Source organism: Campylobacter sp. 2352 PW (assembly GCF_024723575.1).
Taxonomy (GTDB): domain Bacteria; phylum Campylobacterota; class Campylobacteria; order Campylobacterales; family Campylobacteraceae; genus Campylobacter_D.
This window is the reverse complement of the sequence record NZ_JANQCX010000002.1, coordinates 116244-142942: the sequence shown is the minus strand read 5'-3', so window position 1 is coordinate 142942 and position 26699 is coordinate 116244. Positions and strand designations below refer to the sequence as shown.

The following is a 26699-nucleotide window of genomic DNA, read 5'->3' as shown; positions in this document are numbered from 1 at the left end:
TCCTTATACATGAAAATGTTTTAATTCATCTTCTAAATTTTGACAAACTACATTTAACTCATGAGCAACATCAAGCAAAATTTTTGAAATTTCTTCATTTTTATCGCTTAATTTTACCGTTTCTTGCATTTTATCAAGTAAAGATTGTAAAGTTTCTTGTGTGCTTGAGATTTTTTGCATACAAGCATTTGCTAAGTCTCTTGCGTTTTCATTGCAAACTTTTACTTCATTGGTCCCTTCTACAAGATCTTTTGCATCTTGGTTTAAAGAATTAATTTCTTTAGCATTGTGTTTTAATTCTTTAGAAACTTCATTAATACTATCTACTAATTGCTTGGTGACAATAGCAATATTTTTTAAAAATTCTTCTGAGCTTTGAGCAAGATTTCTTACATCTTCAGCGATAACTGAAAAACCACGACCAAATTCTCCAGCACGTGCAGCTTCAATACCTGCGTTTAATGATAAAAGATTGGTTTTATCAGCAATTTCTCCCATCATATCAGAAGCCTTTTTGATCTCTTCTGCTTGTTTTTCCATAACTTCAACTTTTTGAGATAAAACATCTTCATTTTCTGCAACAACTCTTACTTTATCTACTACCTGATTTAATGAATCAAGCATGGTGTTTAAAACTTCAAAAGATTTTGTATTGGCTTTATTTGCATTGTTTGAAAGCTCAGCAAGATCTTGCAACTCTGTATGAATTTGCTCACTTAAATGATAAGATTCATCAGTTTTTGTGTGACCTTCTTTTGTTCTATTTGCTAGATCAAGTGCATTGGTATTTAAAAGCTTAGATTGTTTATCTACCATTTGAGAATTTTCATTAGTAGAAATCACTGCATTTTGAATTTTTTCAATAAATTGGTTGATGTAGGTGCAAGCTTTGCCTATTTCATCAGTGCTTTTTATGTTGATTCTTGCGCGTAAATCTCCATCGCCGCTAGCTAATTCTTTAGCGTGTTTTAAAAGATCTAAAACAGGATTACCCACAACTATTTTTAAAATATAAAGCACAGCAAAAACAGTAAAAAGTAAAGCTATGCTAAAGATTATAATATAAGTTCTAGCTGAGTTTGCCAAATCATCATCTACATGTTTTAAATCATTATACATATCCATAACACCCAAAACATCACCTTCTTTAGCATTAGCATGACAAGCTAAGCAACTTTCATTAGCGATTAATGGGCGTATAAGTCTTAGATAATGTCCTTGATTGTTATTGATTTCAACAGCTTGTATTTGCGGCTTGTTAAATTGTTCGTTGATGATACTTTCATCGCTTTTTGTATATTTTTGCATTTCAAAAAGTTCAATTGTGCCCTTTGAAGGATAAATTTTAATATCTTTTATGCCTTCAATTTCTCCAGCATCTTTTATAGCTTGTTCTATAATAGCAGGGTCACCTAAATTCATTGCCATTCTTAATGTTTGAAAAACAGAAGTGCTTAAGGTATCTAAATGTGCACGGCTGATTCTATCGGTCGTTTGCTGAGAATCTTTTTGTAAGATAATTTGCATGATAATAAAACTAATTAGCAATGTAGAAATCATTGCTAAAGATATCTTCGCACCTATGCTTTTAAACATTTGAAGCTCCTTATATTAATGTAAAAAGTGTCTTACACCGCTAAAATATAGTGCAATACCATATTCATTGGCAGCTTGGATGATATCCTCATCTCTTATGCTTCCACCTGGTTCGATAATAGCCTTTACACCTATTTTACTAGCCTCATCTATGCTATCTCTAAATGGAAAGAAAGCCTCGCTTGCTAAAACACAACCATTTAGGTCAAGCCCCATTTCCTTGGCTTTATTAATAGCTGCTTTAGCTGCATCGATACGACTTGTCATACCCATACCAATGGCTACCATAGCTCCATTTTTTACATAAACTACGTTATTTGATTTGGTAAATGCAGCAATTTTCATAGCTATTTCAAGATCTTTTAATTCTTGTTCATTAGCTTTTCTTTCGCTTTTTAATACTGCATTTTTTAATTCATCTTCTCTAACTTCATCGCTATCTTGATATACAAAACCACCATCTATATGTTTAAAATCATATTTATCATAAGCTCTAGTTAAAAATGGAGCTTTTTGTGTAAAGATTTTAATACGTTTTTTATCTTTAAAAACTTCCAAAGCATCATCGTCTACATTTGCTGCAATGATTACTTCTATATAAATTTCATTGATTTTTTGTGCTAATTCTTTGTCTAAGGTTCCATTGATAGCTACAACTCCTCCATAAGCACTCAAGGTATCGCATTTAAGCGCATGGATATAGCTTTGGAGTAAGTTTTCTTTTATAGCAAAACCACAAGCATTTGCATGTTTTACAATGGCTACCGCTGGAGCTTTATCAAAAGCACTTGCTAAATTTAAAGCTGCGTTAATATCGGTTAGATTGTTAAAACTTGCCTCGCCTTTTAAGGTTGTAAAATTGTGTGTGAAAAAGTCATCAAATTCATATAAAGCACCTTTTTGATGAGGATTTTCTCCATATCTTGTGTCAAACACTTTTTGACCTACAATAAATTTACTTGCTCCAAAACCACCATTAAAACGCTCGTTCATATAATTTGCTATATAAGCATCATAATTTGCTGTATGCTCATAAGCTTTGATCATCAAAGCTCTTCTAAAATCAAGATCTAAAGTATTATCTTTTAAAGCTTGTATGATTTTATCATAATCTAAAATATCACAAACTACAATGACATTTTTAAAGTTTTTTGCGCCACTGCGTATCATAGCAGGACCACCTATATCGATATTTTCTACAATCTCATCAAAATCTTGGGTTAAAATTGTAGTTTTTTTGAAAGGATATAAATTTACACAAAGTAAGTCTATGCTTTCTATATTATACTCTTTAGCTTGCTTTTGGTGGCTTTCATCTTCTCTTTTGTACAAAATTCCGCCATGAATTTTTGGGTGTAAGGTTTTTACACGCCCTTCAAACATTTCAGGACTTTGAGTAAAATCACTAACTTCTTGTACTTGCAGGTTGTTTTCTTTTAAAAGCTTATAAGTGCCTCCAGTAGATAAAAGCTCAAAACCTAATTTTGCAAGCTCACTAGCAAATTCTACTACTCCTTCTTTATCACTGACACTAATTAGTGCTTTCATTGATTTTTCCTTTCTATGTATTGTTTTAAAAATTCATAAGATTCATTAACTTCTTGAAATTTTTTTACACCTTCTTTTATTTTTGCTTCATCGCTGTTGTTTGCGTTTAAAATATCAGGATGATATTTTTTAGCAAGTTCTCTATAGCGTTTTTTAAGCTCTTGTAAATTTACATTTTCGCTTACACCTAAGACCTCGCATGCTTTTTGCAAATTCATACCTACCTTTTGAGTTTGCATAGAATTTAGAAGTCTCTCAAGTATATTTACATCAAGATTAAATGCTTTGACAATGGCTTTTAATACATCATTTTTAGTGCTGTTAAGTTCTCCATCAATCAAGGCCATTGCGACCAAAACATTTAATATATTAATTCTTTCTTGTTGAGGTAAAGGTACTTCCTTGATGAGTTCTTTGGCTACTTCATAGGTGTCATTTAAGGTGTTTTTGTGTTCATTAAAACTTTGTTTTAAAAATTCTCTTTCTCTTGAATCTTTGGCATTGTAATCAAGAATTTGTGAGATCATATTAGCTTCATTTTCACTAACTCTGCCATCACTTTTTGCTATTTTTGCTAAAAGTGCTATAACATAGTAGTTTAATCTTCTTTTAAATCCATCAATTCTTTCTTCGTGATAGCCTTGTTTAAAACCTTGAGAGAAACTTTTAGCTCCTTTTTTAAAAGAGCCTAAAAGATCATCTTTACCCCATGTTTTATAATACCAATAAAATGCCAAAATTGCCAATACGAGTAAAACAAAAAGCATTTTTATCCTAAATACTCATTAAATTTATCAAAATAAATTGTTTGTAGTTTTGCTAAAGATATCTTAATATCATCTAAAATGAAATCTTTTTCAGTTAAATTTCCAAGTTTTGCAAATTTAATTCCCATTTCATTTGCAAATTTGATAAATTTTTCTTCATTTTTAACACCAACTATAACTCTTGTTGGACTTTCTTCGAAAATAAAACTCTTATCTTCAAAATTAGTTTTTACTTCAATACCTAAATTTGCCTTTGCACTCATTTTAGCTAAGGTAATAGCAAGACCACCTATGCCTATGCTATTAGCACAATCAAGTAATTTTGCTTCGTTTGCTTTTAATAGGAAATCCCATAGTTTTAATTCTGCGTTAAAATCTATATCTTCAAGCTCTCCTGCTACTTTTTGATCCAGCACTTTAGCAATTAAAGATCCACCAAAACTACCTTTGCTTTCTCCAAGTAGATAAATAGCGCTAGTATCTTTGCTAAAATATGATTTTAAAACATTTTCTGCTTTTTCATTTACTCCAACACAAGCTATGGTTGGACTTGGAAAAATACTTACTCCATCGGTTTCATTATATAAAGAAACATTTCCGCTTACTACAGGTGTATTGAGTTCTTTACAAGCGAGTTTAATACCTTCACAACCTTGGGCAAATTGCCACATTACTTCAGGGTTTTGTGGGTTACCATAATTTAAACAATCGCTAATTGCTAAAGGTCTAGCTCCTGAGCATGCTATTTTCCTTCCTGCACTTGCAACAGCTGCTGCTGCACCGATTTTTGGATTTACATAGTTTAGTCTTGAGTTGCACTCAATGGCCATAGAAAGTAAGCAGTTATTTTCTTTAATTCTAATACTATTGGCTCCTAAAGCTCCATTGCTTTTTAAAGTATTGGTTTGTACGCTTGAGTCAAATTGCTCATAAATATAAGCTTTATTGCTAACATTTTCATCTGCAAGGAGTTTTTCAAATGCTTCTTGGGTAGGAATGTTGAGCTTAAATTGATAGTTTTTTATCTCATCTAGGTATTTTGGTTTAGCCACAGGTCTATCAAGTATAGGTGCTTTTTCGCTTAGTGGCTCAATCGGGATTAAACCAACTAATTCATCATGCCAAAATAGTTCCATTTTGCCAGTATCGGTAACTTCACCTATAATAGCTGCATCAAGCCCCCATTTATTAAAAATTTCTATAACTTTTTCTTCATAGCCTTTTTTGGCACAAATTAGCATTCTCTCTTGAGATTCACTTAGCATTAACTCATAAGGAGTCATACCTTCTTCTCTCATAGGAGTTTTATCAAGATAAAGTTTCATACCGCTACCACTGCGTCCTGCCATTTCAAAAGAGCTTGAAGTAAGTCCTGCTGCACCCATATCTTGAATTCCAACTATATAATCAGTTTTGAAAAGTTCCAAACAAGCTTCCATTAACAATTTTTCAGCAAATGGATCGCCAATTTGCACGGTTGGTCTTAAGCTTTTACTAGATTCATTAAAGCTATCACTTGCCATTACAGCTCCGCCAAGCCCGTCGCGACCAGTTTTTGAACCCACATAAATTACAGGATTGCCTATACCTTCAGCTTTTGCATAAAAAATATCTTCGATTTTGCAAGTTCCAAGCGCAAAAGCATTAACTAAGATATTTCCATTAAAACATTCATCAAAAGCACATTCTCCACCAATAGTAGGCACACCCATGCAATTACCATAGTGTGAAATTCCACTTACTACACCTTTAACTAAATATTTTTGATGTTTGCCTATTTTTTCATCGTGGATGTTGCCAAATTTTAAAGAATTCATACCTGCAACAACTCTTGCGCCCATGGTAAAAACATCACGTAAAATTCCGCCCACACCTGTTGCTGCACCTGCAAATGGCTCTATAAAGCTTGGGTGATTGTGACTTTCTACTTTAAATACAGCTGTCATTCCTTTGCCTATATCTATCACCCCAGCGTTTTCACCAGGACCTTGGATTACCCAAGGAGCCTTGGTTGGAAAGCCATTAAGGTATTTTTTGCTTGATTTATATGAGCAATGCTCGCTCCACATAGCAGAAATTACTCCGAGCTCTAGTAAATTAGGCTCTCTGCCTAGTATATTTAAAATTTCTTGATATTCTTCGTCACTAATTTTGTGTTGTTTTATAATTTCTTTATCCATTTTCTCTCCTTTTTATTTACCTAAACAAAAATTACTAAACATAGCATCTAAAATTTCATCTCTTTCAAAATCTTTTGTGAATTGGGCTATCTCTCCTATGGCTAAATTTAGTTCAAAAGCAAAAAGTTCTAAAGAACTTTCTTTTAATAAATCCCTTGCGCGCAAAATAGCTTCACTGGCATTCTTGCAAGCATTGAGTATTAAGGTATTGCTAATTAGCATTCCATCGCCATCTAAAGTATTTAAGTATTCATTTAAATTTTCCTTAATGACTTGGGTGTTTTTTTGAGCACAAGTGCGTATACAAGAAGTGCTAATTTCATGTTTAAATTTGGTAGTCAGATCACTTTTGTTTAAAACATAAATGATTTTTTTATCACAATCTTTTAAAGCTTGTAAAATACGCTCATCTTCTTCTTCAAATTCTTTAGATCCATCAAAAACAGCTATGATAATATCTGCTTCTTTAATGCTTTCATAGCTTAAATTAACCCCGATTTTTTCTATCTCATCATCTGCATTTCTTATACCTGCTGTGTCGATGATTTTGATTAAATGTGAGCCTATTTTCAAGCTTTCCTCGATACGATCTCTTGTAGTACCTGCAATATTAGAAACAATAGCTCTATCAAAAGCTAAAAGTGAATTTAATAATGAGCTTTTTCCTGCATTTGGCTTACCGATAATAGCAACTTTAAAGCCTTCTATAAGTCCTTTTTTACTTAAAGAAATATCTACTATATCACGTAAAAGTTTTGAATTTTTTTCGCACATAGTGATAATTTGATCAAGTAAATCTTGTGGTAAATCATCATCTGCATAATCAATGCTAGTTTCTACAAAAGCAAGGGTTTGAACAAGATCTATTCTAATGGTATTTAAAAATTTACTTAAATCACCTTTAATGTTTTTTGCTATGATATTTGCAGCACTTGTTGATTTTGACATGATGACATCTTGTATACTTAAAGCTTTTAAAAGATCCATTTTGCCATTTAAACAAGCTCTTTTGCTAAATTCTCCAGGGCTAGCAAGACGCGCTCCTGCTAAAATAAGCTCATCAAGTAAAATTTCACTCAAAGAAAAACCTCCATGAAGTTGAAATTCTACTATATCTTCTCCTGTAAAAGAGTAGGGTGCTTTAAAATAAATCACTAAAGCTTCATCTAAGAAGTCATTGTTGTTTTTATAAAGTTTGCACAAGTGTGCATAGCGGGGCGTTAATTCTTTTTTGTGGGTAATTTTCAATGCAAGCTCTAAAGCTTTCTCCCCACTTACTCTAATGATACTTATAGAGCCCACTCCATGGGCTGTGGCTATAGCAGCTATAGTGTCATTCATTCATTTTTCTTCAAAAAATCATTTACAACGATGTATCTTTGATCGTCATTTTGTTTAATAGCTACATATTTATCAGGAAAACGTTCTCTTAATTTTTCTAATGCAAGTTTTAGCCAAATTCCATCTAAAGGCTTTGTTTGGACTCTTCCTGTACTCTCTACTTTTTCTATAAGAATTTTTAAATAATTTTCTATAGCTTGGGTTTGATTTTCTAAAAATTGAGCGATTTCTAGTCTTGGCTGAATTTTATATTTAGCGCTAAGCCAGTTATAAAGTAAATATGAAAAAGCCTTATATCTATGGGCTTCTTTGCCTATAAGTAAAGCTGCATCTTCTCCATCAAGTTTTATCAATACACAATTTTCGTCCCAAACACTAACTTGTACAACCTTGATATCAAAATCAAAAGTTGCCAGTAAATTTTCTAGTGAAATTTTTATCTCATCAATATAAGAAGCGATATTTTTTTCTTCTGGTGATTCTTTATGAAATGAATCAAAAATAGCATCATTTTTTACTTTATAATGTTCTTTAGTTGGAGCATTGGCTTCAAGTGGTTTTTGAAAACTTTCTCTGTGTTCTTTGTAGTGTTCATTTTTTTCAAGATTTTTTTGTGAATGTTTGCTAAAATTCTCGTTTTGATTTTTTTTAGCTTTTTCTTGATGAGGTTTTTTGGTTTTTTTGTGTCCTTTAATACAAATAATAGCATTTTTTCTAAACAAACCAAAAAATCCTGCTTTAGCATGTTGAATAACTTCATATTCTAGATCAATCACAGAGCACTCAAGTTGTTTTGAGGCTTCTATGAGTGCAGTTTGTAAGTCTTTAGCTTCTATGTTCATGTTTAGCTATTTCCTCTTTTTTGTGGTTTTTGAAAAGTTTATTTACAATCACTTGTTGAATAAGTGAGCATATATTATTTACACACCAATATAAAGTTAAACCTGCTGGGAAGGTTAAGAAGAAGAAAGTGAAAATTAATGGTAAAAATTTCATAATCTTTTCTTGCATAGGATCTTGTATAGCCATTGGTGTGATAAGTTGTTGGATAAACATAGTTAGACCCATAAATATAGGTAAGATAAACCATGGATCCATCACAGATAAATCTGTAATCCAAAAAGCCCAAGGTGCAGCTTTTAGCTCTATAGCATTTAGTAAAACTCTATAAATTGCAAAGAAAATTGGAATTTGAATAAGTATAGGCAAACATCCACTCATAGGATTTGCGCCATGTTTTTTATAAAGTTCCATCATGTGCAAATTCATCTTTTGCGGATCGCCTTTATAACGTTCTCTGATTTCTTTCATTTTAGGCGCTAAATCTTTGAGTTTATTCATAGAAATCATTGATTTGTAAGTAAGTGGGAAAAGAATAATACGCACAATTAAAGTCATCACTACAATAGCCCAACCCCAGTTGCCCATGTAGCCATGTAAGAAATTTAAAAATTCAAACATAGGCTTAGCTATAAAAGTAAACCAACCATATTCCACAACATCATCTAAATCCGCATGAATGCTTCTTAAAATTTCATGCTCTTTTGAGCCAACATAACCGCTTGCCTTAAAAGTATTTGTCGCACTTGCAAAAACGATAGAATTTTCGTGATTATCTTTAGTAACTACAGCATTGAGTGGTTTTTCAAAATTATAAAAAAAAGCACTATAATAGCGATCTGAAGCCGCCATAAGGGTTACATTAGAAAAACTTTCATCATTTTCTACATCGCCATCTTCTAACATTGTGATTTTATCATCTTTGTCTAAGATTAAAACCCCATGTACTGTATAGCTATCAACTGCTATATTTGGACGATAACCTGGTGTGATAAAATAAGCTGCGTCTTTGCTTAGATTAACCTCTAAATCATAGTTTCCATATTTATGGAAAGTGATTTTTTTAGTTACTACTAAATCATTTAAATTTTGAGTAAGGATCAAGGTTGTGTTTTCATCGCTGACATTGATAGTTTTTTGACTTGTGGTATATGGTGTATTAAATGCCTCTTGATTGATTTTTGCATCACTAAATCTTATTTCTAATGGTAAAGGTGATAAAGAAGTATCTATTAGATTAATACTTTTGCCATTTTCATCTTTGTATTTTTCATCACTTAGATAAAATTTAGCTATCCTACCTAAAGAGTCAATATGTGCTTCAAAATGTTCACTTTTAACAACTGCTATTTCTTCTTTTTGATTAACGCTAAGTTCTGTTTTTGGAGCTTGAGAGTTAGTACTTGTAGTGCTTTGTGGAGCTGAGTTGTTTTGTTCTATTTGAGTGATATTTTGCTCAGTTTGTGGAGCTTTGGGTATAAAAAAATAATCATAAACTACAAAAAATAAAAATGATAATACAACAGCAATTAATATGCGTTTTTGTTGAGATAAATTTTCTGACACGGATTGTCCTTTGGAAATATAATCTTAATTAAAAAAAATTGATTATCGTTGCAAGGGATATAAAGATAATTGAGTTGTTTTAAAGCATTAAAACTAGGTTTAAAACATATACCTGAGTTTAGATTATTCTTGCGTATTTTAGGATAATCAATACCACCTTTAAAAAACGGATTGCATTTTAAAATTCTTAAAAAAACTGCACCAAATGCTTTAAAAATATTATTTTTTTTAAATTGCCATAAGGCATACTCAGAGCAACTTGGGTAATACCTACAGCATTGTGGTTTAAAAGGACTGATAAAGAGTTGATAAAATCTGATAAATTTTAGACAAACTATTTTATGCATCCTATTTTTTTCAAACCCCATTTCAAGTTTTTTTCTAATTTTAAAAAAGGAATTTCAGTGATACTCGTTTTGGCTACAAGTATGTATTTTCCGTTTTCAACTTGATTTTTAACCTGAAAAAAAGCTGATCTTAAGAGCCTTTTGGCTCTATTTCTTATAACAGCTTTTCCAACTTTTTTACTAGCAACAACGGCGAATTTTTTTTCTTCGCTTAAAGAGTAAAAGATGATCATGCCTTCGCAATGCCATTTTTTACCTTCTTTATAAATTGCTGCAAACTCTCCTAAGTCGTTAATACTTAGAAAATCTTTTATACCGCTAATCTTTTTCTACCTTTAGCACGTCTAGCATTGATCACTTTGCGACCATTTTTGCTCTTCATGCGTACACGAAAGCCGTGAGTTCTTTTTTTAGGAGTTTTATGTGGTTGATATGTTCTTTTCATATTTTTTCCTTAACTTAAAATAAAAAACAAAATAATAAGCGAGTATGTTAGCAAAATCTTACTTAAATCTGCTTTTAATTAAGAGTTATTTTAAAACTTTTTGCTAAATTTTGATTTTATTTTGTAAACTAAGGAAAAATAATGGCTTTTGAAATTTGTGAGAGTAAAAAAGAAGATTTGGAAAAAATTTTAGAATTACTCAAAGAACTTGCTATTCATGAAAATATGCTTGAAGATGTAAAATGCACAAGCAAAGAACTTGAAGAATCATTCTTTAAACATGAATACGCTAAGGCTTTGAGCCTAAAGGTTGATGGTGAGATAATAGGCTATGTGATGTATTATTTTACTTTTTCATCTTTTTGGGGCTTGGGTGGGTTGTACTTAGAAGATATTTACATACAACCAAAGCATAGAAAAAAAGGTTATGCTAGAGCTGTTTTTAAATATCTAGCGCAAATTTGCAAAGAAAAAAATCTTAAACGCTTAGAGTGGGTTTGTTTAAATGATAATGATTTGGGGATTGAATTTTATACCAAGTTAAATGCAAGACATATGAGTGAGTGGAGAACTTATCGTTTAGAGGGTGAAAATTTAGAAGCATTGATGTGATGAATAAACGCAGTTTGTATTATCTAAAAGCTTTTGGTTATGAATACTTTGATGAACAAAAGCAAATTAGACATTTTAACTTAAGTTTTAAAGAATTAAACGAAAGAGTAAAAACTTGCAATCTTTGTCATTTTTCTAAATTAAGAAAGTATAGTTTAATAGAAAAAGAAGCCAAAAATGCTAAAATTCTGATTTATCAAGCTTTTATTGATAAAGAAGAAAACGAAAGTGGAAAGTTTTTTGCTTCTAAAAACAAACAAGAGTTTTTAAGATTATGCAAAGAGCTTTTAAATTTAAAAGAAGATGAGATATATTTTTCTTATATGTTTAAATGTTTTAGTAATTTTAAAATAGATGATCAAGCGCTAAAATTATGCTTGCCGTATTTTTATAACGAGCTTGATTTTGTAAAAGCAAAGATTATTTTATGTCTTGGTCAAGAAGCTTTTGCAAGTTTGGGTTTTGAGAACTTTCAAAAATACAAAGGGCAATGTATGCGTTTTAATAATGCTTTGCTTTTGCCAAGTTATGATTTGAATTTTTTGAGTAAAAATCCTAGCTTTTATGCTGAATTTATAGAAGATATTAAAAAAATAAAAGGTTATTTATGAGAAAAAGTTTAGTTTGTTTGATGATGAGTTTTGTTTTAACTTTAAGTGCTTTTGCGAAAGAGCAAAAACCATCGCCCATAGAACCTAGTGAGTCTTTTTATCCTAATTTAGAATTTCAAAATTGTGATAATGATTGTTTATTTACTTTGCTAGAAACAGGACTTTATTTTAATTTCTTATCAAGATTTAACAATGATAATGCAAATGAACTCTTGGTTAATATCTATACTAAACTTTTAAATTCCATCATAGATTTTGAAAAAAGAATTCAAAAAAATGCTAGCGTAAAATTAGCTATTATTATACCTGAGCAAACGATTAAAAGTTATTCTAATACTATTATAAACTCAAGCATAGCGTATTTATTAAGACAAAGAGCGCAAATAAAAGTAAAGGTGTTTTTAATAGGCACAGAAGATGAGAACAAGATAACTAAAGCTTTTAAACAAGCTCAAGAAGAAAAATTTAATTACATCATCGCAGGTTTTACAGATAAAGGTGTAAAAAATTTATCAAAAGAAAGCCTTGATTCTAATGTAAAAGTTTTCATACCAACTGCACACAAAAGAAATTTTGATACGCAAAATGAAAATGTATATTTTGGAAGTATAGATTATCAAAAACAAATTCAAAAACTTTTAGAGTATTCAAATGGTAAAAATATCATTTTTTCAGATGGAACACCTTTGGCAAATCGCTTAGATGAAAATGTTTTAAACATAGGGAATGGTAGCGAGAAAATTTACACTATTAATAGTTCTAAATTTGATTTTAGAAGCATTTTAAATCAAAATAGAAGTTTTCAAGATTCTAGTATTATTTTAAATACTTCTTTGATAAAAACAGCACTCATAAGCTCGCAAATAAGAACTTATGATATAGAACCTTTTGTGCTATTATCAACTCAGATTAATTATAATCCTATTTTGCTAAGCCTAACGCAAATTAATGATAGAAAAAAACTTTTACTAGCAAATTCCATTTCTAATGAGGATCAAACTCTAAGCTATCTTAATGAGCTTTTTTCGCAAAATATTAATTACAACTGGATAGCGTATGCAACTAGCGTGGGGCTTGATTATTTTTATACGCAGTTTTTAGATAAAGACTCTCAAAGAATTTTCGATGAGAGTTTAAATGATAATCAATTTGACTATAAGGTTAAAATCATTCGCTCGCAAGGCTTAGGTTTTACTCCTTTGCAAAATCAGTAAAAACCTTAGCTATAGCCTCATCTATAGGGGCTACTTTTTCATTTTTTAAAAAAGCTAGGGTAAAATCAGCCTCAAAAAGCTTGGTGCTATCTTTGTAAATCTCTTGTTTTATACAAACTGAAGCTTTTTTAAGTTTTGTGATAAATGTTTTTACTTCTACAAGATCTCCAAGTTTGGCTGGTTTTAAAAAGTTACAATTTACTTTAGTAAGTAGGAAATGTCCTGTGTTTTTATCAAAAATTTTTGCGTTTTTTTGAAAAAATATCTCACTTCTTGCTCTTTCGCAAAATTTTAAGTAATTGCTATGATATACCACTCCACCTGCATCGGTATCTTCATAATAAATTCGTATTTGCATTTAAAATCCTTTTTTTTGTTTTTTATGATACATTATATTTAATGTAAATTGAATATCAAATATGAATTTTAATCATTAATATTCTGTCTTAAATACATTAATAATTAGATATTATTCTATAATTTTTATTTTATATTTGGAAATTACATGAAAAAAGTGAAAAATAAAACTTTAGCCGAACAAGTATATGATGAATTAGAAAGAAGAATAGTTTTTTGTGAAATAGAGCCTGGTAGTATTTTGACAGAACAGGGCATAGCAAATATGCTTGATGTTGGACGTACGCCTGTAAGAGAAGCATTATTGTTGCTTTCAAAACGTTATTTGGTGAATATATCAAAAGCAGGAATAATGGTTCCACAAATGAATGCTTCTTTACAAATGCAACTTTTGGAAGTAAGAAGAGTTATTTTGAAACTTTGTATAGAATGTGCTATAAAAAGACTTACTGAGGATGATAAAAAAGCTATAAATGAACTTTTAAATGAAATTGAAAATTATGATGAAATAAATTTTTTATCATGGCTTGATAAAAGACAAGATGTATTAGCTAAAGCTTCTAAAAATTATTTTATTTACGAAGAATTGAGAAACGTGCAAGGGATTTCAAGGAGATTTTGGTATCGCTATGCTCAAAATAGTCAACATGATATTGTAAAAGAAAAACACAAGAATATATTAAAAGCTGTGTGTCAAAAAAACACAGAAAAAGCTTTGGAATATGTTGATGACATTATTGATTATTTTGAGAATTTTGTTAAACAATATTTGATTTGATATAATCATATAATAAGTATATATTCAATTTTACAACTAAAACTACCTTACTAACTTATTTGATGTTTTAATCATAGGGATATCTTTTAAATATATTTACCAATATTCACATATTTACATGTTTTTTCAAGGTAAGAAAATATATAATATATTTATTGTCGGCATTAAGTATTTATTAAGTTTTTTTCCTATAGACTTGAAAATATAACAATACAAAAAGGAGTTGTATGTCAAGTAAAATAGCGGTTAAAACAAGATTATTCCCCTCAAAATCTCCATTAGAATGGGCGGTTGTATCAAATAATATTTTATATACAGCACAAATTCCTATTGATAAAAATGGAGAGGTTGTTACTGGTGGTATAGAAGCGCAAACCAAACAAGTTTTTTCAAATCTTATTCATACTTTAGAATGTGCTGGTTCTAAATTAGATGATGTGTTACAGATTTTAATTTATGTTACAAAAAGAGAAGATTTAAAATTTGTAAATTCGGTATATTCAAACTATTTCAATACAGTTTATCCAAATAGAGCTGCATTTATTGTTTCTGGTTTGGCTAGAGAAGAAATGCTGGTTGAATTTGTAGTTTATGCGCAAACTCATAATTAAAATTATAAAGGAGATAAAATGTTAGATTGTACTAAGGGTTTATATATTAATGGTCAATGGGTAGAGGGTGTTAATACTATAAAAAATATTAATCCATCTGATATTGATAATGATCTAGGGGATGTAGCACAGGCTGATAAAAAACAAGTAGAGCTAGCTATTGATGCTGCCAAAGAGGCTCAAGTTTCTTGGGAAAAAACTCCTTTAGAAGAAAAGGCAAATTTGCTTTATAAAATCGGTGAATCTTTAATGAATAGAAGCGATGAGATTGGGAAAATTATATCCTTAGAAGAAGGAAAAACAAAAATAGAAGGAAAAGGAGAAGCGTTTAGATCGGGTCAATTTTTTCAATATTATGCAGCTGAAGTATTAAGACAAATTGGAGAAAATGCAGCGTCTGTAAGAAGTGGTGTTGATGTTGAGATTACAAGAGAGGCTGTTGGTGTTGTTGGTATTATTTCTCCTTGGAATTTCCCTATCGCAACAGCTTCTTGGAAAATAGCTCCTGCTCTTTGTTTTGGTAATAGTATAGTATGGAAACCAGCTAATACCACTCCAGCTTCTGCTGTAGCTTTGGCTGAGATTATTCATGAGCATGGATTGCCAAGCGGTGTATTTAATTTAGTTTTAGGTAGTGGTGGGGAAGTTGGTGAGACTATTATTAATTCTAGAAATATCAATGCACTTTCTTTTACTGGATCTGTTGATGTTGGTAGAAAAATAGCACGTGCTACGGCTGCAAATTTTGTTAAATGTCAATTAGAAATGGGTAGTAAAAATGCCTTAGTTATTATGGATGATGCAGATCTTGATCTTGCTGTTGAGTGTGCTATTGCAGGAGCTTTTTCAGGTACTGGACAAAAATGCACAGCAAGTTCTCGTTTGATTGTTATGGAAAGTATTCATGATGCTTTTGTTGAGAAAATGGTTTCTAGAATGAAAACATTAAAGGTTGGCCATTGCTTAGATGATGGAATTTTTATGGGACCAGTAGCCGATAACAAACAATTTGAATCTAATTTCAAGTGGGTTCAAAGAGCTAAAGATCTTGGAGCGGAATTGGTATTTGGTGGTGAAAAATTATCACTTGATAAAAATGGTTACTATATGTCTCCTGCTTTATTTATTAATACTAAAAATGATTGGGATGTTAATCAGGAAGAAATTTTTGCTCCATTAGCATGTGTGATTAAAGCAAAAGATTTACAAGAAGCTGTTGCACTTAATAATGGTACTCGTTTTGGATTGACTTCAGGGATTGTAACATCGAGTTTAAAAAATGCAAACATATTTAAAAAAGAAGCAAAAAGTGGTTGTGTTATGATTAATCTTCCTACAGCTGGAACAGATTATCATGTACCTTTTGGAGGCAGAAAAGAATCTAGCTTTGGTCCAAGAGAGCAAGGTTCTTATGCGAAGGAATTTTACACAGTTGTAAAAACAACTTATGTAAAAGCTTATTAAATGTTGTTTACAAAAAGGAGGTGGTTATGTTTGGGAAAGATATCATTATAGATGGTTTGCAATATTGCAAATGGGATAAAGAATATTTTAAATTTTTAAAATCAAGTGGTGTTAGTGCTGTGCATGTTACTTTAGTATATCATGAAAATGCTAGAGAAACACTCACTAGATTTGCCCAGTGGCATAGATTTTTTGAAGAATTTAATGAATATATATTGCCTGTTTTTTCAAGCGAAGATATTTTAAAAGCAAAAGCTCAAAATAAGGTAGGGATTTTTTTTGGAGCACAAAATTGTTCTTTGATTGATGATGAAATAGGGTTAATATCTGTTATGAGACAGCTTGGTTTGTTGATTATGCAGCTAACTTATAATAATCAGAGCTTATTGGCTACTGGTTGTTATGAAAAAAACGACAGTGGTATCACTCGCTTTGGCAAACAAGCGATTGAAGAAATGAATAGGGTTGGTATGATTGTTGATATGTCTCATAGTAGTGATAAATCAACATTGGAAGCTATTGACATATCGTCTCGCCCTATATGTATATCTCATGCTAATCCTAAATTTGCGCACAATGGATTGCGAAATAAAAGCGATGAGGTGATAAAAGCTTTAGCTAAGAGAAAAGGTTTGATAGGTTTGTCTTTATATCCTTTTCATTTGCCAAATGGAAGCGATTGTACATTGGATGATTTTTGTAAAATGAGTGCTGATTTGGCAGATATGATAGGGGTTGATCATATAGGTATAGGAAGTGATTTATGTTTAAATCAACCATTAGATGTATTAGAATGGATGCGCAATGGTAGATGGTCTAAGATAAAAGATTATGGCGAAGGTAGTGCTACTAATTCCACATGGCCTAAAAATGCGTCTTGGTTTAATGATGCTAGTGGCTTATATAATATCTATAAAGGATTAATTAATTATGGGTTTTCTGAGAATGATGTAAAAAAAATCATGGGTCTTAATTGGCTTCATTTTTTACAAGATGGCTTAAAAGCTCAAACTTGCTAAGGAGTTAAAATGTTAAACAGTGCTCCTAAAAACAATACTCGTATTGATAAGTTGACTTTAATTTGTAGTAGTGGATTTTTGATGATATTTGTTGTAATAGCTTTAATTGATTCAAAGTTACTTAGTGCGATCGTTGAGTTTGGTTTTAATGTCTCAGCAAAATACTTTGGTGCTTATTGGCAAATTTTACTACTTTTGACTTTTATTATTGGGATCGGGCTTAGTTGGGGAAGAACAGGCGGCGTAGTTTTGGGTAATATTAAAAATCCTGAAATGAGTACATTTCAATGGATATCTATTATTATGTGTACTTTACTTGCGGGCGGAGGTGTTTTTTGGGCTGCTGGAGAGCCTATAGCTCATTTTGTTTCTCCATCTCCTGTATTTGGAAATACTAGTAATATTTTTCAAAAAATCACAGAAGCTCTAGCGCAATCTTACATGCATTGGAGTTTTTTATCTTGGGCTGTTTCTGGAACTATTACCACAATAGTGCTAATGTATTTACACTATGAAAAAGGCCTTCCTTTAAGACCTAGAACTATTCTTTATCCTATTTTTGGTGATAAAGTTATACACGGATGGATTGGTTCTTTAATAGATGCTTTTTGTATTGTGGCTGTTGCTGCTGGTACTATAGGACCTATAGGATTTTTAGGTTTACAAATTTCTTATGCACTAAATATGATTTTTCAAATACCAGATAATATAATCACTCAAATGAGTATTATTATTTTGGCTATTTTAGTTTATACTATATCTTCGCTTAGGGGTTTAGCAAAAGGCATTCAAATTCTTAGTAAATGGAATGTTATTTTAGCTGTAGGTTTGATGTTTTTTATTTTTATTTTTGGTCCTACAAAATTTATTTTGGATGTTTATGTTCAAGGTGTTGGAACTTTGATACAAAATTTTATACCTATGGCTACTTATAGAGAAGATACTGTTTGGCTTGCATCTTGGACTTTGTTTTTTTGGGGGTGGTTTTTAGGATATGGTCCAGTATTGGCTATCTTTATTGCTAGAATTTCAAGAGGTAGGACTTTAAGAGAGCTTATTATAGCTGTAAGTATTTGCGCACCAATTATTACAATGTTTTGGTTTACTATTGTTGGTGGAACAGGATTATATTTTGAGATTGAAAATCCAGGCAGCATAAGCTCTGCTTTTAAAGGTTTTAATATACCTGCTGCATTAATAGCAATCACACAGTCACTACCCTTATCAACATTTATTTCAGCATTATTTTTGATATTGGCAGCTATTTTTATTATTACAACTGGTGATTCCATGACTTATACTATGAGTGTTATTGTTAGTGGGAACACTGAACCTAGTAAACTTCTTAGAGCTTTTTGGGGAATTTTAATGGGGGTATTGGCAATTATTTTAATATCTATCGGACAGGGAGGAATTTCGGCTTTACAATCATTTATAGTAATTACTGCTGTACCTGTTTCATTTATATTATTACCAACCTTATGGAACTCTATACAGATTGCAATTAAAATGGCAGATGAGCAAAATTTACGTTAATACAAAAAAGGAGACAAAATGAAAAATGATACGAAATTAAGAAGTCCACAAGAAGTCATGTCTTTAGAAAGACTAGGCTCTATGCACTCATCTAGACTTAGTTTTACTAGAACTTTGATGAGGAAAATTGCTCAAGAAAAATGGGTATTAAAAAATATTTTATGGGATTTAGATGATAAAGGATTTGGTGATGTAATATATCAAGTTAGAACACCTCATGGAATATATCATCTTGTTATATTTGCTAATTATATAAAAGATGAAGAAAGAAATGATAGGGTTATAGCAAATAAGTGGGATGTTACTTTTACTTTTGTAAATGGAGAGATTGATAGTGGGTTATTGACTGTTTTAAAAGAAAATGTTCCACTGCAAGAAGCTGGTAGAAATTTTAACAATGCTTTTGTTTTAGCAAGGGCTAATAAAAGTGTAAGAATTTTTGAATATATTGTTAATTCTTTAGCTAATGGAAAACAACCTGATTTAGATGAACTAGCTAAAGTTGGTTATATATTAAGAACCACAGCTGTATATGGAAGTGGAAAATTTGGAATTTCTGATTTTGATAATCTGCAAAAAAATGGAGATTTTTCTCAGTCATTTTCTGCTGAAATGTGCGCTGTTTATATTGTAAGGCAATTTAGTTTAGATTGGGTAAATTATATAGCCAAACAGCGTGGTGGAGATAAAGCTGTAGAACTTGATAGAGATATTCAAAGATATTTAGGTGTAGGAAATGCTACTGGACTTGGTATGGCTCCTTATTTGATTAAACACCCAAAAGTTGTTGATAATTGGCTTTATCAAAGAGAATTAGCGTTGTCAAAAGTTATGCAACAAAAGCTTGATATGAGTAAGGCTAAAGAATTGATTGATTATTTAAAAAGAGCAAGTTTACATCTTAAAGAAATAACAACAATAGATTCAAGGCAAGATAATTTAAACAAAATAGCTTCAAGTGAGCTTTCTTATATAGTAAAAGAAATAAAAACAAAAATAAATGCTTCTATGGTTATTGAGGAATTTGTAGAATATACAAAAAAATATTCTTTGGAAGCACAAGAAATCGTACTTTCGTGTTTATTAGAACTGTATCCTGAATTAGTTGATATTCACGATAAAATGATGACAATCGATGAAACTCCATTAGAACTTACTGGTGTTAAAATTTCTGAAATTAAAAATGTAATAGAGAAAAAATATGATTGGGCTTTAGGTATTAATTTTGAAAATCCTGAAAATAATTATTGGTTTTGGTATATATCTGAAGAAAAAGAAGAGCCTAGGCTTGGAGTAAGAGGTATTGATAATGGAGATGAACTAGAACAACCTTTAGATATTGCTAGGCAAGTGGTTAAATTTTACAATGCTTTAAAAAATCAGGATGATTATTTACATATAAGTAAATTTTTACTAGAAAACCCTTGTTTTACATCTATAGCTAGAAGAGTTTGGACTATGGGAAATTGTGTAATGGGTGATATAAGGGCTAATGTTTTAGCAAAAGACTTTTTGCCTATGCATCTTTTAAGAGCTAAATTGTCTATGTTTGGTGCAACAAAGTATGATCCAAGATCAGATAGATGGGTTCAAGTGACACTGTTTCAGAATGCACCTTTAATGGATGAAATTCATGCTAATGAGTGGATGTTTCCATTATTGCTAAAAAATAAGCATAGTGTTTGTGATTTATCTAATAATAATGTTTATGTTTCCAAAAACGAACTTAAAGCTGCTTGTATTAAAGCTTATAATGGATTAAAATTAAATCTTGGAGAAGCTGATTTAATTGCATCTATGGTTATTGACATGCAAATGGCTGGATTAAATGGATTGTCAAATTTTCTTAAAGCTGCGCCTTATTTGAAAAGCGACAATTTAGATATAACATTAAACATTACAAATGAGTATTTAAGTGTTGATCTTAATCATCATAGCATATTATGTCATATTCAAATTATTATTGCGTATGCACTTGATTTTTTAAATCAATATAATTCTTTAAATATAAAAATTTCAAAATGTTATAATAGGTGTTTTGTGTATTCTCAGTTAAAAAGATTATCAAATAAAAATTTATATGTTAAAGCTTATTGGTATGACATAAAGCAATCTCAGTATGTGGAATACTTTATAAAAAATAATGAAGATTTTCCAGATATTTTAATGAAAAATATACCTTGTGATTTAGATGAAAGAGCGCTTTATATTGAAATTTCTAAAAATCCTTTAATCAGAAATGATGAGAATGTAAGTATTTCTCATGATATTATTGAAAAAAATTACGAAGAGAGTGTTCAAAAAGGCATCTTGCTACAAAAGAAAGAATGGGAGGAACTGTTGAAATATACAAAAGGAATTATGGTTCAATCTAGTGAGCAATCAAGAAAAGATGCTGGAGGTGTGGTTGAATCCTGATGTTTATGATATTGCAATATAATTATATTGCAATATCATGATATAGGAGTTAAAATTGAATTTAAAAAATATTTTTTTGATTGTTTGTTGTACGCTCAGTTTTGCTATAAATGCAAATGCGTTAAGTGAGGGTAAAGAGTATATTGCTTTAAAAACACCTATCCCAAATGCACAAAATTCTCTAATAGAGGTATTTTCTTATCGTTGTATTCATTGTTACACTCATCATCAATTTCACACTTTAGCAAAGGTTAAAGAGGTTTTGCCAAGTTTAAAATATGATCTTTTTTCAGTAAGTTCTATGAGTGAGTATGGTGGGGCTTTAAATGAGATGTTTGCTTTAGCTTCTTTTAAAGAAAAATCCTTAGGTTTAGATGTTACTAGCGAAAAAAGTCTTACCTATAAGCTTGCTGATGTGTATTTTATAGGTCATTTTGAGCAAAAGTTAAATTTAAATAATCTTGATTTGTTTTATAAAATAGGTTTAAATGCTATCGGTTCTAGCAAAGAAGAATTGCAAAAATTTTTACAAACCAAAGAAGCCAAAGAGCTTTTAGCTGCTTATGATGTGGCTAATGAAATTTCAAGAAATTACGGCACACCTGCTTTTGTAGTAAATGGTAAATATCAAATCAATCCTGAATACATTACTTCTTTAGAAGAACTAATCCGTATAGTTAAAGAACTTTCAGTTAAATAATGCCTTTATTTTAAAGGTGTTATTGATCTTATAAAGGATAAGCATGAAAATTAAAAAAATCATCAGCTTAAGCTTGCTAGCTAGCATGGTTTTAGTGCCAAATTTAGCTTTAGCTGTAGGTGGAGTAAGCGGAGCTAAGATAGACTATCAAGTGCAAGGAAAAATTGGAGCTATAAAGCTCAATCCTTATGGTTTATCCCCGCTTAGTGCTGTGATTGTAGATGGAGGATATGAGTTAAGTGATGTGAGTGTGACTATAGTTCCAAAGCCAAATGGACAAACTATATCTTATAAGGTAAGTTCTAATAAAATTAAAACTTATGGAGGAATTCCTATTTTTGGACTTTATCCATCGTATTTAAACACAGTAAAAGTAAGCTATACTAAAAGTGCTTTTGGAAAAAGTGAAAAAGTAATAGATGAGGTATATAAAATAGCAACAGGCGGGGTAAATATAGAGCCAAGCGGAAGTCTTATACAAAGAGGTGTGCCTTTTGAAAAAGTGGAAGTACTTAAAGTAGATAAAGAATTTGAAGATAGATTATATCTAGTAAATAATACTCCAGGAAAATACAGCGCAAAAAGCTCTCAAGCTATATGGAATAATCCAAGTGGTGGTGCTTTAGAATGGGATGAGGCTTCTAATGCCTTCATTGTCGATACAAAGGGTGAAATTCGTTGGTATTTAGATAATGATAAGCTAATGGATAAAAACAATATTTATAATCGTGGTATTATGATGGGCTTCAGACAAAACTCAGATGGGGCGTTAAGCTTTGGGTTTGGTCAAAGATACGTAAAATATGATTTAATGGGTAGAGAAATTTTTAACCGCCTTTTACCTTCTTCTTATATAGATTTTTCTCATTCTATGAGCCAAATGCCAAATGGTAATTATCTTTTAAGAGTGGCTTTGGCTAATGTTAAGCGTCCTGATGGTAAAAATGTGCGCTCGGTGCGTGATGTGATAGTAGAAGTTGATAAAAATGGTAATGTAGTAGATGAGTGGAGGCTTTTTGAAATTTTGGATCCATATAGAGCTAATATTATCAAAGTTTTAGATCAAGGTGCGGTTTGTTTAAATGTAGATGTTTCAAAAGCGGGTAAAACTCTAAGCAATGAAGAATTAGCCAAAATGGATACGAGTGAAATTTTTGGGGATATAGCAGGCACTGGAGTAGGGCGTAACTGGGCTCATGTAAATAGCATAGATTATGATCCAAGCGATGATAGCATTATCATTTCAAGTCGTCATCAAAGCGCTATTATAAAAATAGGACGTGATAAAAAAGTAAAATGGATATTAGGAGCACATAAGGGCTGGGGAGAAAAATATAAAAAAGCACTTTTACAACCTGTTGATAAAAATGGCAAAAATATAATTTGTGAAGATGATTATAGCAAATGTCCTGGTTATAAAAATAAGGAAGGTGGCTTTGATTTTACATGGACACAGCACACTGCTTTTAGAATAGATGAAAAATCTAATAAAAGATATATTTACATTACAGCTTTTGACAATGGCGATGCAAGAGCTATAATACAACCTGCTTTTGCTTCGATGAAATATTCAAGAGCGGTTGTATATAAAATAGATCAAAAAAATAAAACCGTAGAACAAATTTGGGAATATGGCAAACAAAGAGGCAATAAATGGTTTTCGCCTATTACTTCTTTAGCTGAGTACTATAAAGATAAAAATTCAATTATGGTTTATAGCGCTAGCGCTGGTATGGCTTTTGATTTAAGCAAGGGTGTTGCTATAGGAGAGCCAAAACCTGAAATAGATGAGTTTAAATGGGGAGCTAAAGAGCCTTCAGTGCAAATTCGCTTTAGTGGAGCAAGTACTGGTTATCAAGCTATACCTATTGATTTAGAAAAAGCATTTAAATAAAAAAAGGGCTTAAATAAGCCCTTTAATTTTATAAATATCCTGCGCCTAAAGCTAAGAAATAACCTACTATACAAGAAACAATTACACCAATTAAACCTGGCAAGATAAAGCTGTGATTGATAACGAATTTACCTATTTTTGTGGTGCCTGATCTATCAAATTGTATAGTTGCAAGATCGCTTGGGTAGGTTGGTAAAATATAATATCCATAACAAGCTGCTGCAAAAGCAATGATAATACCTGGCTCAACACCAATGCCTAATGCAAGTGGCACAAAAGCTGCAATCGCTGCTGCTTGAGAATTAACAAATTTAGAAATTAATAAAAGCATAACTGCATAAGTCCAAGGGTGTTCTATAACGATATTTCCTAAAGATTCTTTCATCATAGGAGTGTGAACTGCAAACATAGTATCTGCCATCCAAGAAATTCCAAAAACAGCTACTAAAGCTATCATTCCTGATTTAAAAATTTCATTTTTTGCGATTTTACTAGCATCAAGCTTGGTAAAGATGATGAGTGCTGCACCTGCTAAAAGCATAAACATTTGAATGGTTGCAACCATATTCATAGGTTTAGTAACACCTTTTGAGGTAAATTGTGGTCTAAGTTCTGGGAAGGCTCCAAGTATAGCTACTATTGCAATAGCACCTAAGAAAATCCACATAGCTACCCATTGAATAGTTGGAAGTTGTTGGCCAAGAAGTGTTTTGCTATCACCATAGATGTATTCTCTTTGCTCTGGATCTTTAATTCTAGCTTGAAATTCTTCATCTTTGTCAAGATCTTTTCCTCTAAACCAAGAAAAAATTCCTATAGCTAAAACACCCACTAAAGTAGAAGGTATAGTAATAGCAAGTAAATCTACATAGCCATCAAATCCTGCTAAAGGATGTTTATTAATTTCTGGATTTAAAAGCAATGCAGTTAAACTTACAACAGCAACTGAAACAGGGCTTGCTATAATACCAAGTTGAGAAGAAATGCTAGAAGCAGCCATTGGTCTTTCTGGGCGTATGCCGTTTTTAATAGCAATGTCATAAATAATAGGCATCATAGTATAAACAACATGTCCGGTTCCACAAAGTATAGTTAAAAAGCAAGTTACAAAAGGAGCTAAGATAGTTAAAAATTTAGGATTTTTTCTTAAAACTCTTTCTGCAATTTGCAACATTACATCTAAGCCACCACTAGCTTGTAAAGTTGCACTAGCAACAACAACAGCTAAGATAGTAAGCATAACATCAATAGAAGGTTTTCCAGGCGCTACAGCAAAACCAAAACTTAAAACTAACAAACCTATACCGCCTAATAAACCTAGAGCGATACCACCTTTTTTTGCCCCATAAAAAAGACAAATGAGAACTACGGCTAGTTGGATACTAAATTGAGTGCCTTCGCTAAGGCTGGTTAGCATTTCCATACTCTCTCCTTGTTTTTAAAATATGCGAGAGTATAGTGTAAGTTTTATTAATAGTAAATAAAATTTTTTCTTATTTAAATAAATATTTACCAATATTTTGAATTTGTTTGTCAAAATATTGGTTTTTTCTGTTTATTGGTAATTTTTTAAGATAGCAAAAAGAATTTTACTGATTTTTTCAATAGAAGCTATTTCACATTTTTCATCTGTTGAGTGAGGGCTATGAATATTTGGGCCTATGGAGCAACATTCTAGCGGTTGTTTTTCACTTATAATACCACATTCTAAACCAGCATGTATAGTATAAAGCTTGGCGTTTGGATTTTCCTTTTTAAAATAACTTAGAATTTCTTCTCCAAAATTAGTATCTTTGTTGACCCAAGGTGGATAAAAATTTGCACTTGAAACTTCACAATTTTGCATTTTAAAATAAGTTAATGTTTCAAATTCTATATTTTTAAGTTCTTGTAAATCATTCGATCTTGCAAAAAGTTCAAAATGAAATTTACCTTCTTTTTCATAAGCTAACGAAAGGTTGATACTCGTTTGGACTAAATTTAATTGATGATTAAAAGTTCTAATACCTTGTGCAAAAGCATTGATAAGATTTAAAATGATTTGAGAATTTTTATAATATGTCCTTTTGATTTTACCTATATAATTCACTTTAAAATGATTATTTTCTTTTGGGGGATTTTTAAAAAATGCTATGATTTTAGCATGTTTTGGTATAGAGTTGATTCTCTCACCTGCGTTAAACTCGCAAAGTTCACCTTGGTTTTGAGTGATAAAATAACTTGCTTCTTTAATAGAAGATTTAATATTTTTAACAATATCAATCCCTGAATGCCCACCTTTAAAATTAATTACTTCTATTTCATAGCATTCACCTTCTTTTTCGTCTATTTCTAAGTTTAAGCTAGCAAAAATATCCACACCGCCAGCACAACCTATAACAACTTCATCATCACTCTCATGATCTAAATTTAATAGTTTGTTTGAAATCAAAGCATGTGTAAGATTATTTGCTCCACAAAGGCCAACTTCCTCATTATTAGTAAAAAGACATTCGATATTTTCAAAGTCTTTTAAAGCTTGCATCATTAATGATACTCCTATGCCATTATCTGCACCCAAGCTCGAGTTTTTAGCCTTTAAATATCCATTTTCTTCATACATTTGTATATTAGGAGCCTCTCCCATACAAACCATATCATAATGACTTTGTAAACAAATTTTAGGTTTTCCTTTATATGCATGGATATTACCTGCTTTATCAACGTTTACTTGGCAGTTTTGACTTTTGGCAAAATCAATAAGAAAATTTTTTAATTCTTCAGTATGGAAACTACAATGAGGTATTTGAGTAATTTGTTTAAAATTTTGTATAATTTCTTGCATAAAATCTCCTTTTTGTTGTAATTATGGCATA

24 protein-coding genes are annotated in these 26699 nt (G+C 31.1%); 11 read left to right on the top strand and 13 right to left on the bottom strand.

Annotated features, from left to right (window positions below; translation table 11 throughout):
- Positions 1-3 precede the first annotated feature (3 nt).
- Genes CAMP5121_RS01905 through rpmH form a run of 10 tightly spaced genes read right to left on the bottom strand, consistent with a single transcriptional unit; the run spans position 4 to position 10630 of the window.
- A complete protein-coding gene (locus CAMP5121_RS01905; RefSeq protein WP_263725210.1) occupies positions 4-1596 on the bottom strand; it encodes a methyl-accepting chemotaxis protein in 1593 nt (530 codons plus the stop codon).
- Positions 1597-1611: 15 nt separating this feature from the next.
- Complete coding sequence (gene purH / locus CAMP5121_RS01900) at positions 1612-3144, bottom strand: bifunctional phosphoribosylaminoimidazolecarboxamide formyltransferase/IMP cyclohydrolase (protein WP_263728036.1); 1533 nt, start codon at positions 3142-3144, stop codon at positions 1612-1614.
- On the bottom strand, positions 3141-3911 hold the full coding sequence (locus CAMP5121_RS01895; protein WP_263678860.1) for a TerB family tellurite resistance protein: 771 nt from the start codon (positions 3909-3911) through the stop codon (positions 3141-3143). The genes purH and CAMP5121_RS01895 overlap by 4 nt, the downstream gene beginning before the upstream one ends.
- A 2-nt stretch (positions 3912-3913) precedes the next feature.
- The gene (purL, locus tag CAMP5121_RS01890) at positions 3914-6091 is read right to left on the bottom strand and encodes a phosphoribosylformylglycinamidine synthase subunit PurL (protein ID WP_337214648.1); all 2178 of its coding nucleotides are present in this window, start codon (positions 6089-6091) and stop codon (positions 3914-3916) included.
- Positions 6092-6103: 12 nt separating this feature from the next.
- Positions 6104-7432: a tRNA uridine-5-carboxymethylaminomethyl(34) synthesis GTPase MnmE gene (mnmE, locus tag CAMP5121_RS01885; RefSeq protein WP_337214647.1), complete on the bottom strand. Its 1329-nt coding sequence runs from the start codon at positions 7430-7432 to the stop codon at positions 6104-6106.
- On the bottom strand, positions 7429-8274 hold the full coding sequence (locus CAMP5121_RS01880) for a Jag N-terminal domain-containing protein (RefSeq protein ID WP_263683038.1): 846 nt from the start codon (positions 8272-8274) through the stop codon (positions 7429-7431). The genes mnmE and CAMP5121_RS01880 overlap by 4 nt, the downstream gene beginning before the upstream one ends.
- Positions 8258-9838 carry a membrane protein insertase YidC gene (gene yidC / locus CAMP5121_RS01875; RefSeq protein ID WP_337214646.1) on the bottom strand — a complete coding sequence of 527 codons (1581 nt, stop codon included), beginning with the start codon at positions 9836-9838 and terminating at the stop codon, positions 8258-8260. The genes CAMP5121_RS01880 and yidC overlap by 17 nt, the downstream gene beginning before the upstream one ends.
- The gene (gene yidD / locus CAMP5121_RS01870) at positions 9802-10185 is read right to left on the bottom strand and encodes a membrane protein insertion efficiency factor YidD (protein ID WP_263664027.1); all 384 of its coding nucleotides are present in this window, start codon (positions 10183-10185) and stop codon (positions 9802-9804) included. Before yidD ends, yidC begins: the two co-directional genes overlap by 37 nt.
- The gene (gene rnpA / locus CAMP5121_RS01865; protein ID WP_263664026.1) at positions 10173-10499 is read right to left on the bottom strand and encodes a ribonuclease P protein component; all 327 of its coding nucleotides are present in this window, start codon (positions 10497-10499) and stop codon (positions 10173-10175) included. Before rnpA ends, yidD begins: the two co-directional genes overlap by 13 nt.
- A complete protein-coding gene (gene rpmH, locus CAMP5121_RS01860) occupies positions 10496-10630 on the bottom strand; it encodes a 50S ribosomal protein L34 (RefSeq protein ID WP_012661270.1) in 135 nt (44 codons plus the stop codon). Before rpmH ends, rnpA begins: the two co-directional genes overlap by 4 nt.
- 138 nt (positions 10631-10768) lie before the next feature.
- On the opposite strand from rpmH, the gene CAMP5121_RS01855 reads away from it, so the two are divergent.
- From CAMP5121_RS01855 to CAMP5121_RS01845, 3 genes are read left to right on the top strand one after another with little or no spacing between them, the layout of a single operon-like run.
- Positions 10769-11242 (top strand): GNAT family N-acetyltransferase, encoded by a 474-nt coding sequence (locus tag CAMP5121_RS01855; RefSeq protein WP_153801293.1) that lies wholly within the window; start codon positions 10769-10771, stop codon positions 11240-11242.
- On the top strand, positions 11242-11853 hold the full coding sequence (locus CAMP5121_RS01850) for a uracil-DNA glycosylase family protein (RefSeq protein WP_337214645.1): 612 nt from the start codon (positions 11242-11244) through the stop codon (positions 11851-11853). Before CAMP5121_RS01855 ends, CAMP5121_RS01850 begins: the two co-directional genes overlap by 1 nt.
- Positions 11850-13067, top strand: a complete 1218-nt coding sequence (locus CAMP5121_RS01845) for a hypothetical protein (RefSeq protein WP_337214644.1) — start codon at positions 11850-11852, stop codon at positions 13065-13067. Before CAMP5121_RS01850 ends, CAMP5121_RS01845 begins: the two co-directional genes overlap by 4 nt.
- Here the strand turns inward: CAMP5121_RS01845 and CAMP5121_RS01840 are convergent.
- Positions 13045-13425, bottom strand: coding sequence for a YbgC/FadM family acyl-CoA thioesterase (locus CAMP5121_RS01840; protein WP_337214643.1), 381 nt, complete (start codon positions 13423-13425; stop codon positions 13045-13047). The genes CAMP5121_RS01845 and CAMP5121_RS01840 overlap by 23 nt on opposite strands.
- 147 nt (positions 13426-13572) lie before the next feature.
- Here CAMP5121_RS01840 and CAMP5121_RS01835 point away from each other — a divergent pair, with 147 nt between their 5' ends.
- The 8 genes from CAMP5121_RS01835 to CAMP5121_RS01800 all read left to right on the top strand — a co-directional run bounded on the left by CAMP5121_RS01835 (position 13573) and on the right by CAMP5121_RS01800 (position 23844).
- Positions 13573-14202, top strand: coding sequence for a GntR family transcriptional regulator (locus tag CAMP5121_RS01835; protein WP_337214642.1), 630 nt, complete (start codon positions 13573-13575; stop codon positions 14200-14202).
- A gap of 227 nt (positions 14203-14429) precedes the next feature.
- Entirely contained in the window at positions 14430-14813 is a 384-nt protein-coding gene (locus CAMP5121_RS01830) for a RidA family protein (protein ID WP_337214641.1), read from the top strand.
- Between the two features lie 18 nt (positions 14814-14831).
- Positions 14832-16277 (top strand): aldehyde dehydrogenase family protein, encoded by a 1446-nt coding sequence (locus CAMP5121_RS01825; protein WP_337214640.1) that lies wholly within the window; start codon positions 14832-14834, stop codon positions 16275-16277.
- 26 nt (positions 16278-16303) lie between these two features.
- Positions 16304-17296 carry a membrane dipeptidase gene (locus CAMP5121_RS01820; RefSeq protein WP_337214639.1) on the top strand — a complete coding sequence of 331 codons (993 nt, stop codon included), beginning with the start codon at positions 16304-16306 and terminating at the stop codon, positions 17294-17296.
- Positions 17297-17305: 9 nt separating this feature from the next.
- Complete coding sequence (locus tag CAMP5121_RS01815) at positions 17306-18832, top strand: BCCT family transporter (protein ID WP_214126123.1); 1527 nt, start codon at positions 17306-17308, stop codon at positions 18830-18832.
- An 18-nt stretch (positions 18833-18850) separates the two neighbouring features.
- Positions 18851-21250, top strand: a complete 2400-nt coding sequence (locus CAMP5121_RS01810) for a DUF3726 domain-containing protein (protein ID WP_337214638.1) — start codon at positions 18851-18853, stop codon at positions 21248-21250.
- A gap of 55 nt (positions 21251-21305) precedes the next feature.
- Positions 21306-21950 carry a thiol:disulfide interchange protein DsbA/DsbL gene (locus CAMP5121_RS01805; protein WP_263678880.1) on the top strand — a complete coding sequence of 215 codons (645 nt, stop codon included), beginning with the start codon at positions 21306-21308 and terminating at the stop codon, positions 21948-21950.
- Between the two features lie 43 nt (positions 21951-21993).
- A complete protein-coding gene (locus CAMP5121_RS01800; RefSeq protein ID WP_337214637.1) occupies positions 21994-23844 on the top strand; it encodes an aryl-sulfate sulfotransferase in 1851 nt (616 codons plus the stop codon).
- A 28-nt stretch (positions 23845-23872) separates the two neighbouring features.
- On the opposite strand, the gene CAMP5121_RS01795 is transcribed toward CAMP5121_RS01800, so the two are convergent.
- The gene (locus CAMP5121_RS01795; RefSeq protein WP_263673966.1) at positions 23873-25267 is read right to left on the bottom strand and encodes an anaerobic C4-dicarboxylate transporter; all 1395 of its coding nucleotides are present in this window, start codon (positions 25265-25267) and stop codon (positions 23873-23875) included.
- A 132-nt stretch (positions 25268-25399) separates the two neighbouring features.
- Positions 25400-26668, bottom strand: coding sequence for a M20/M25/M40 family metallo-hydrolase (locus CAMP5121_RS01790; RefSeq protein ID WP_337214636.1), 1269 nt, complete (start codon positions 26666-26668; stop codon positions 25400-25402).
- Between the last annotated feature and the right edge of the window lie 31 nt (positions 26669-26699).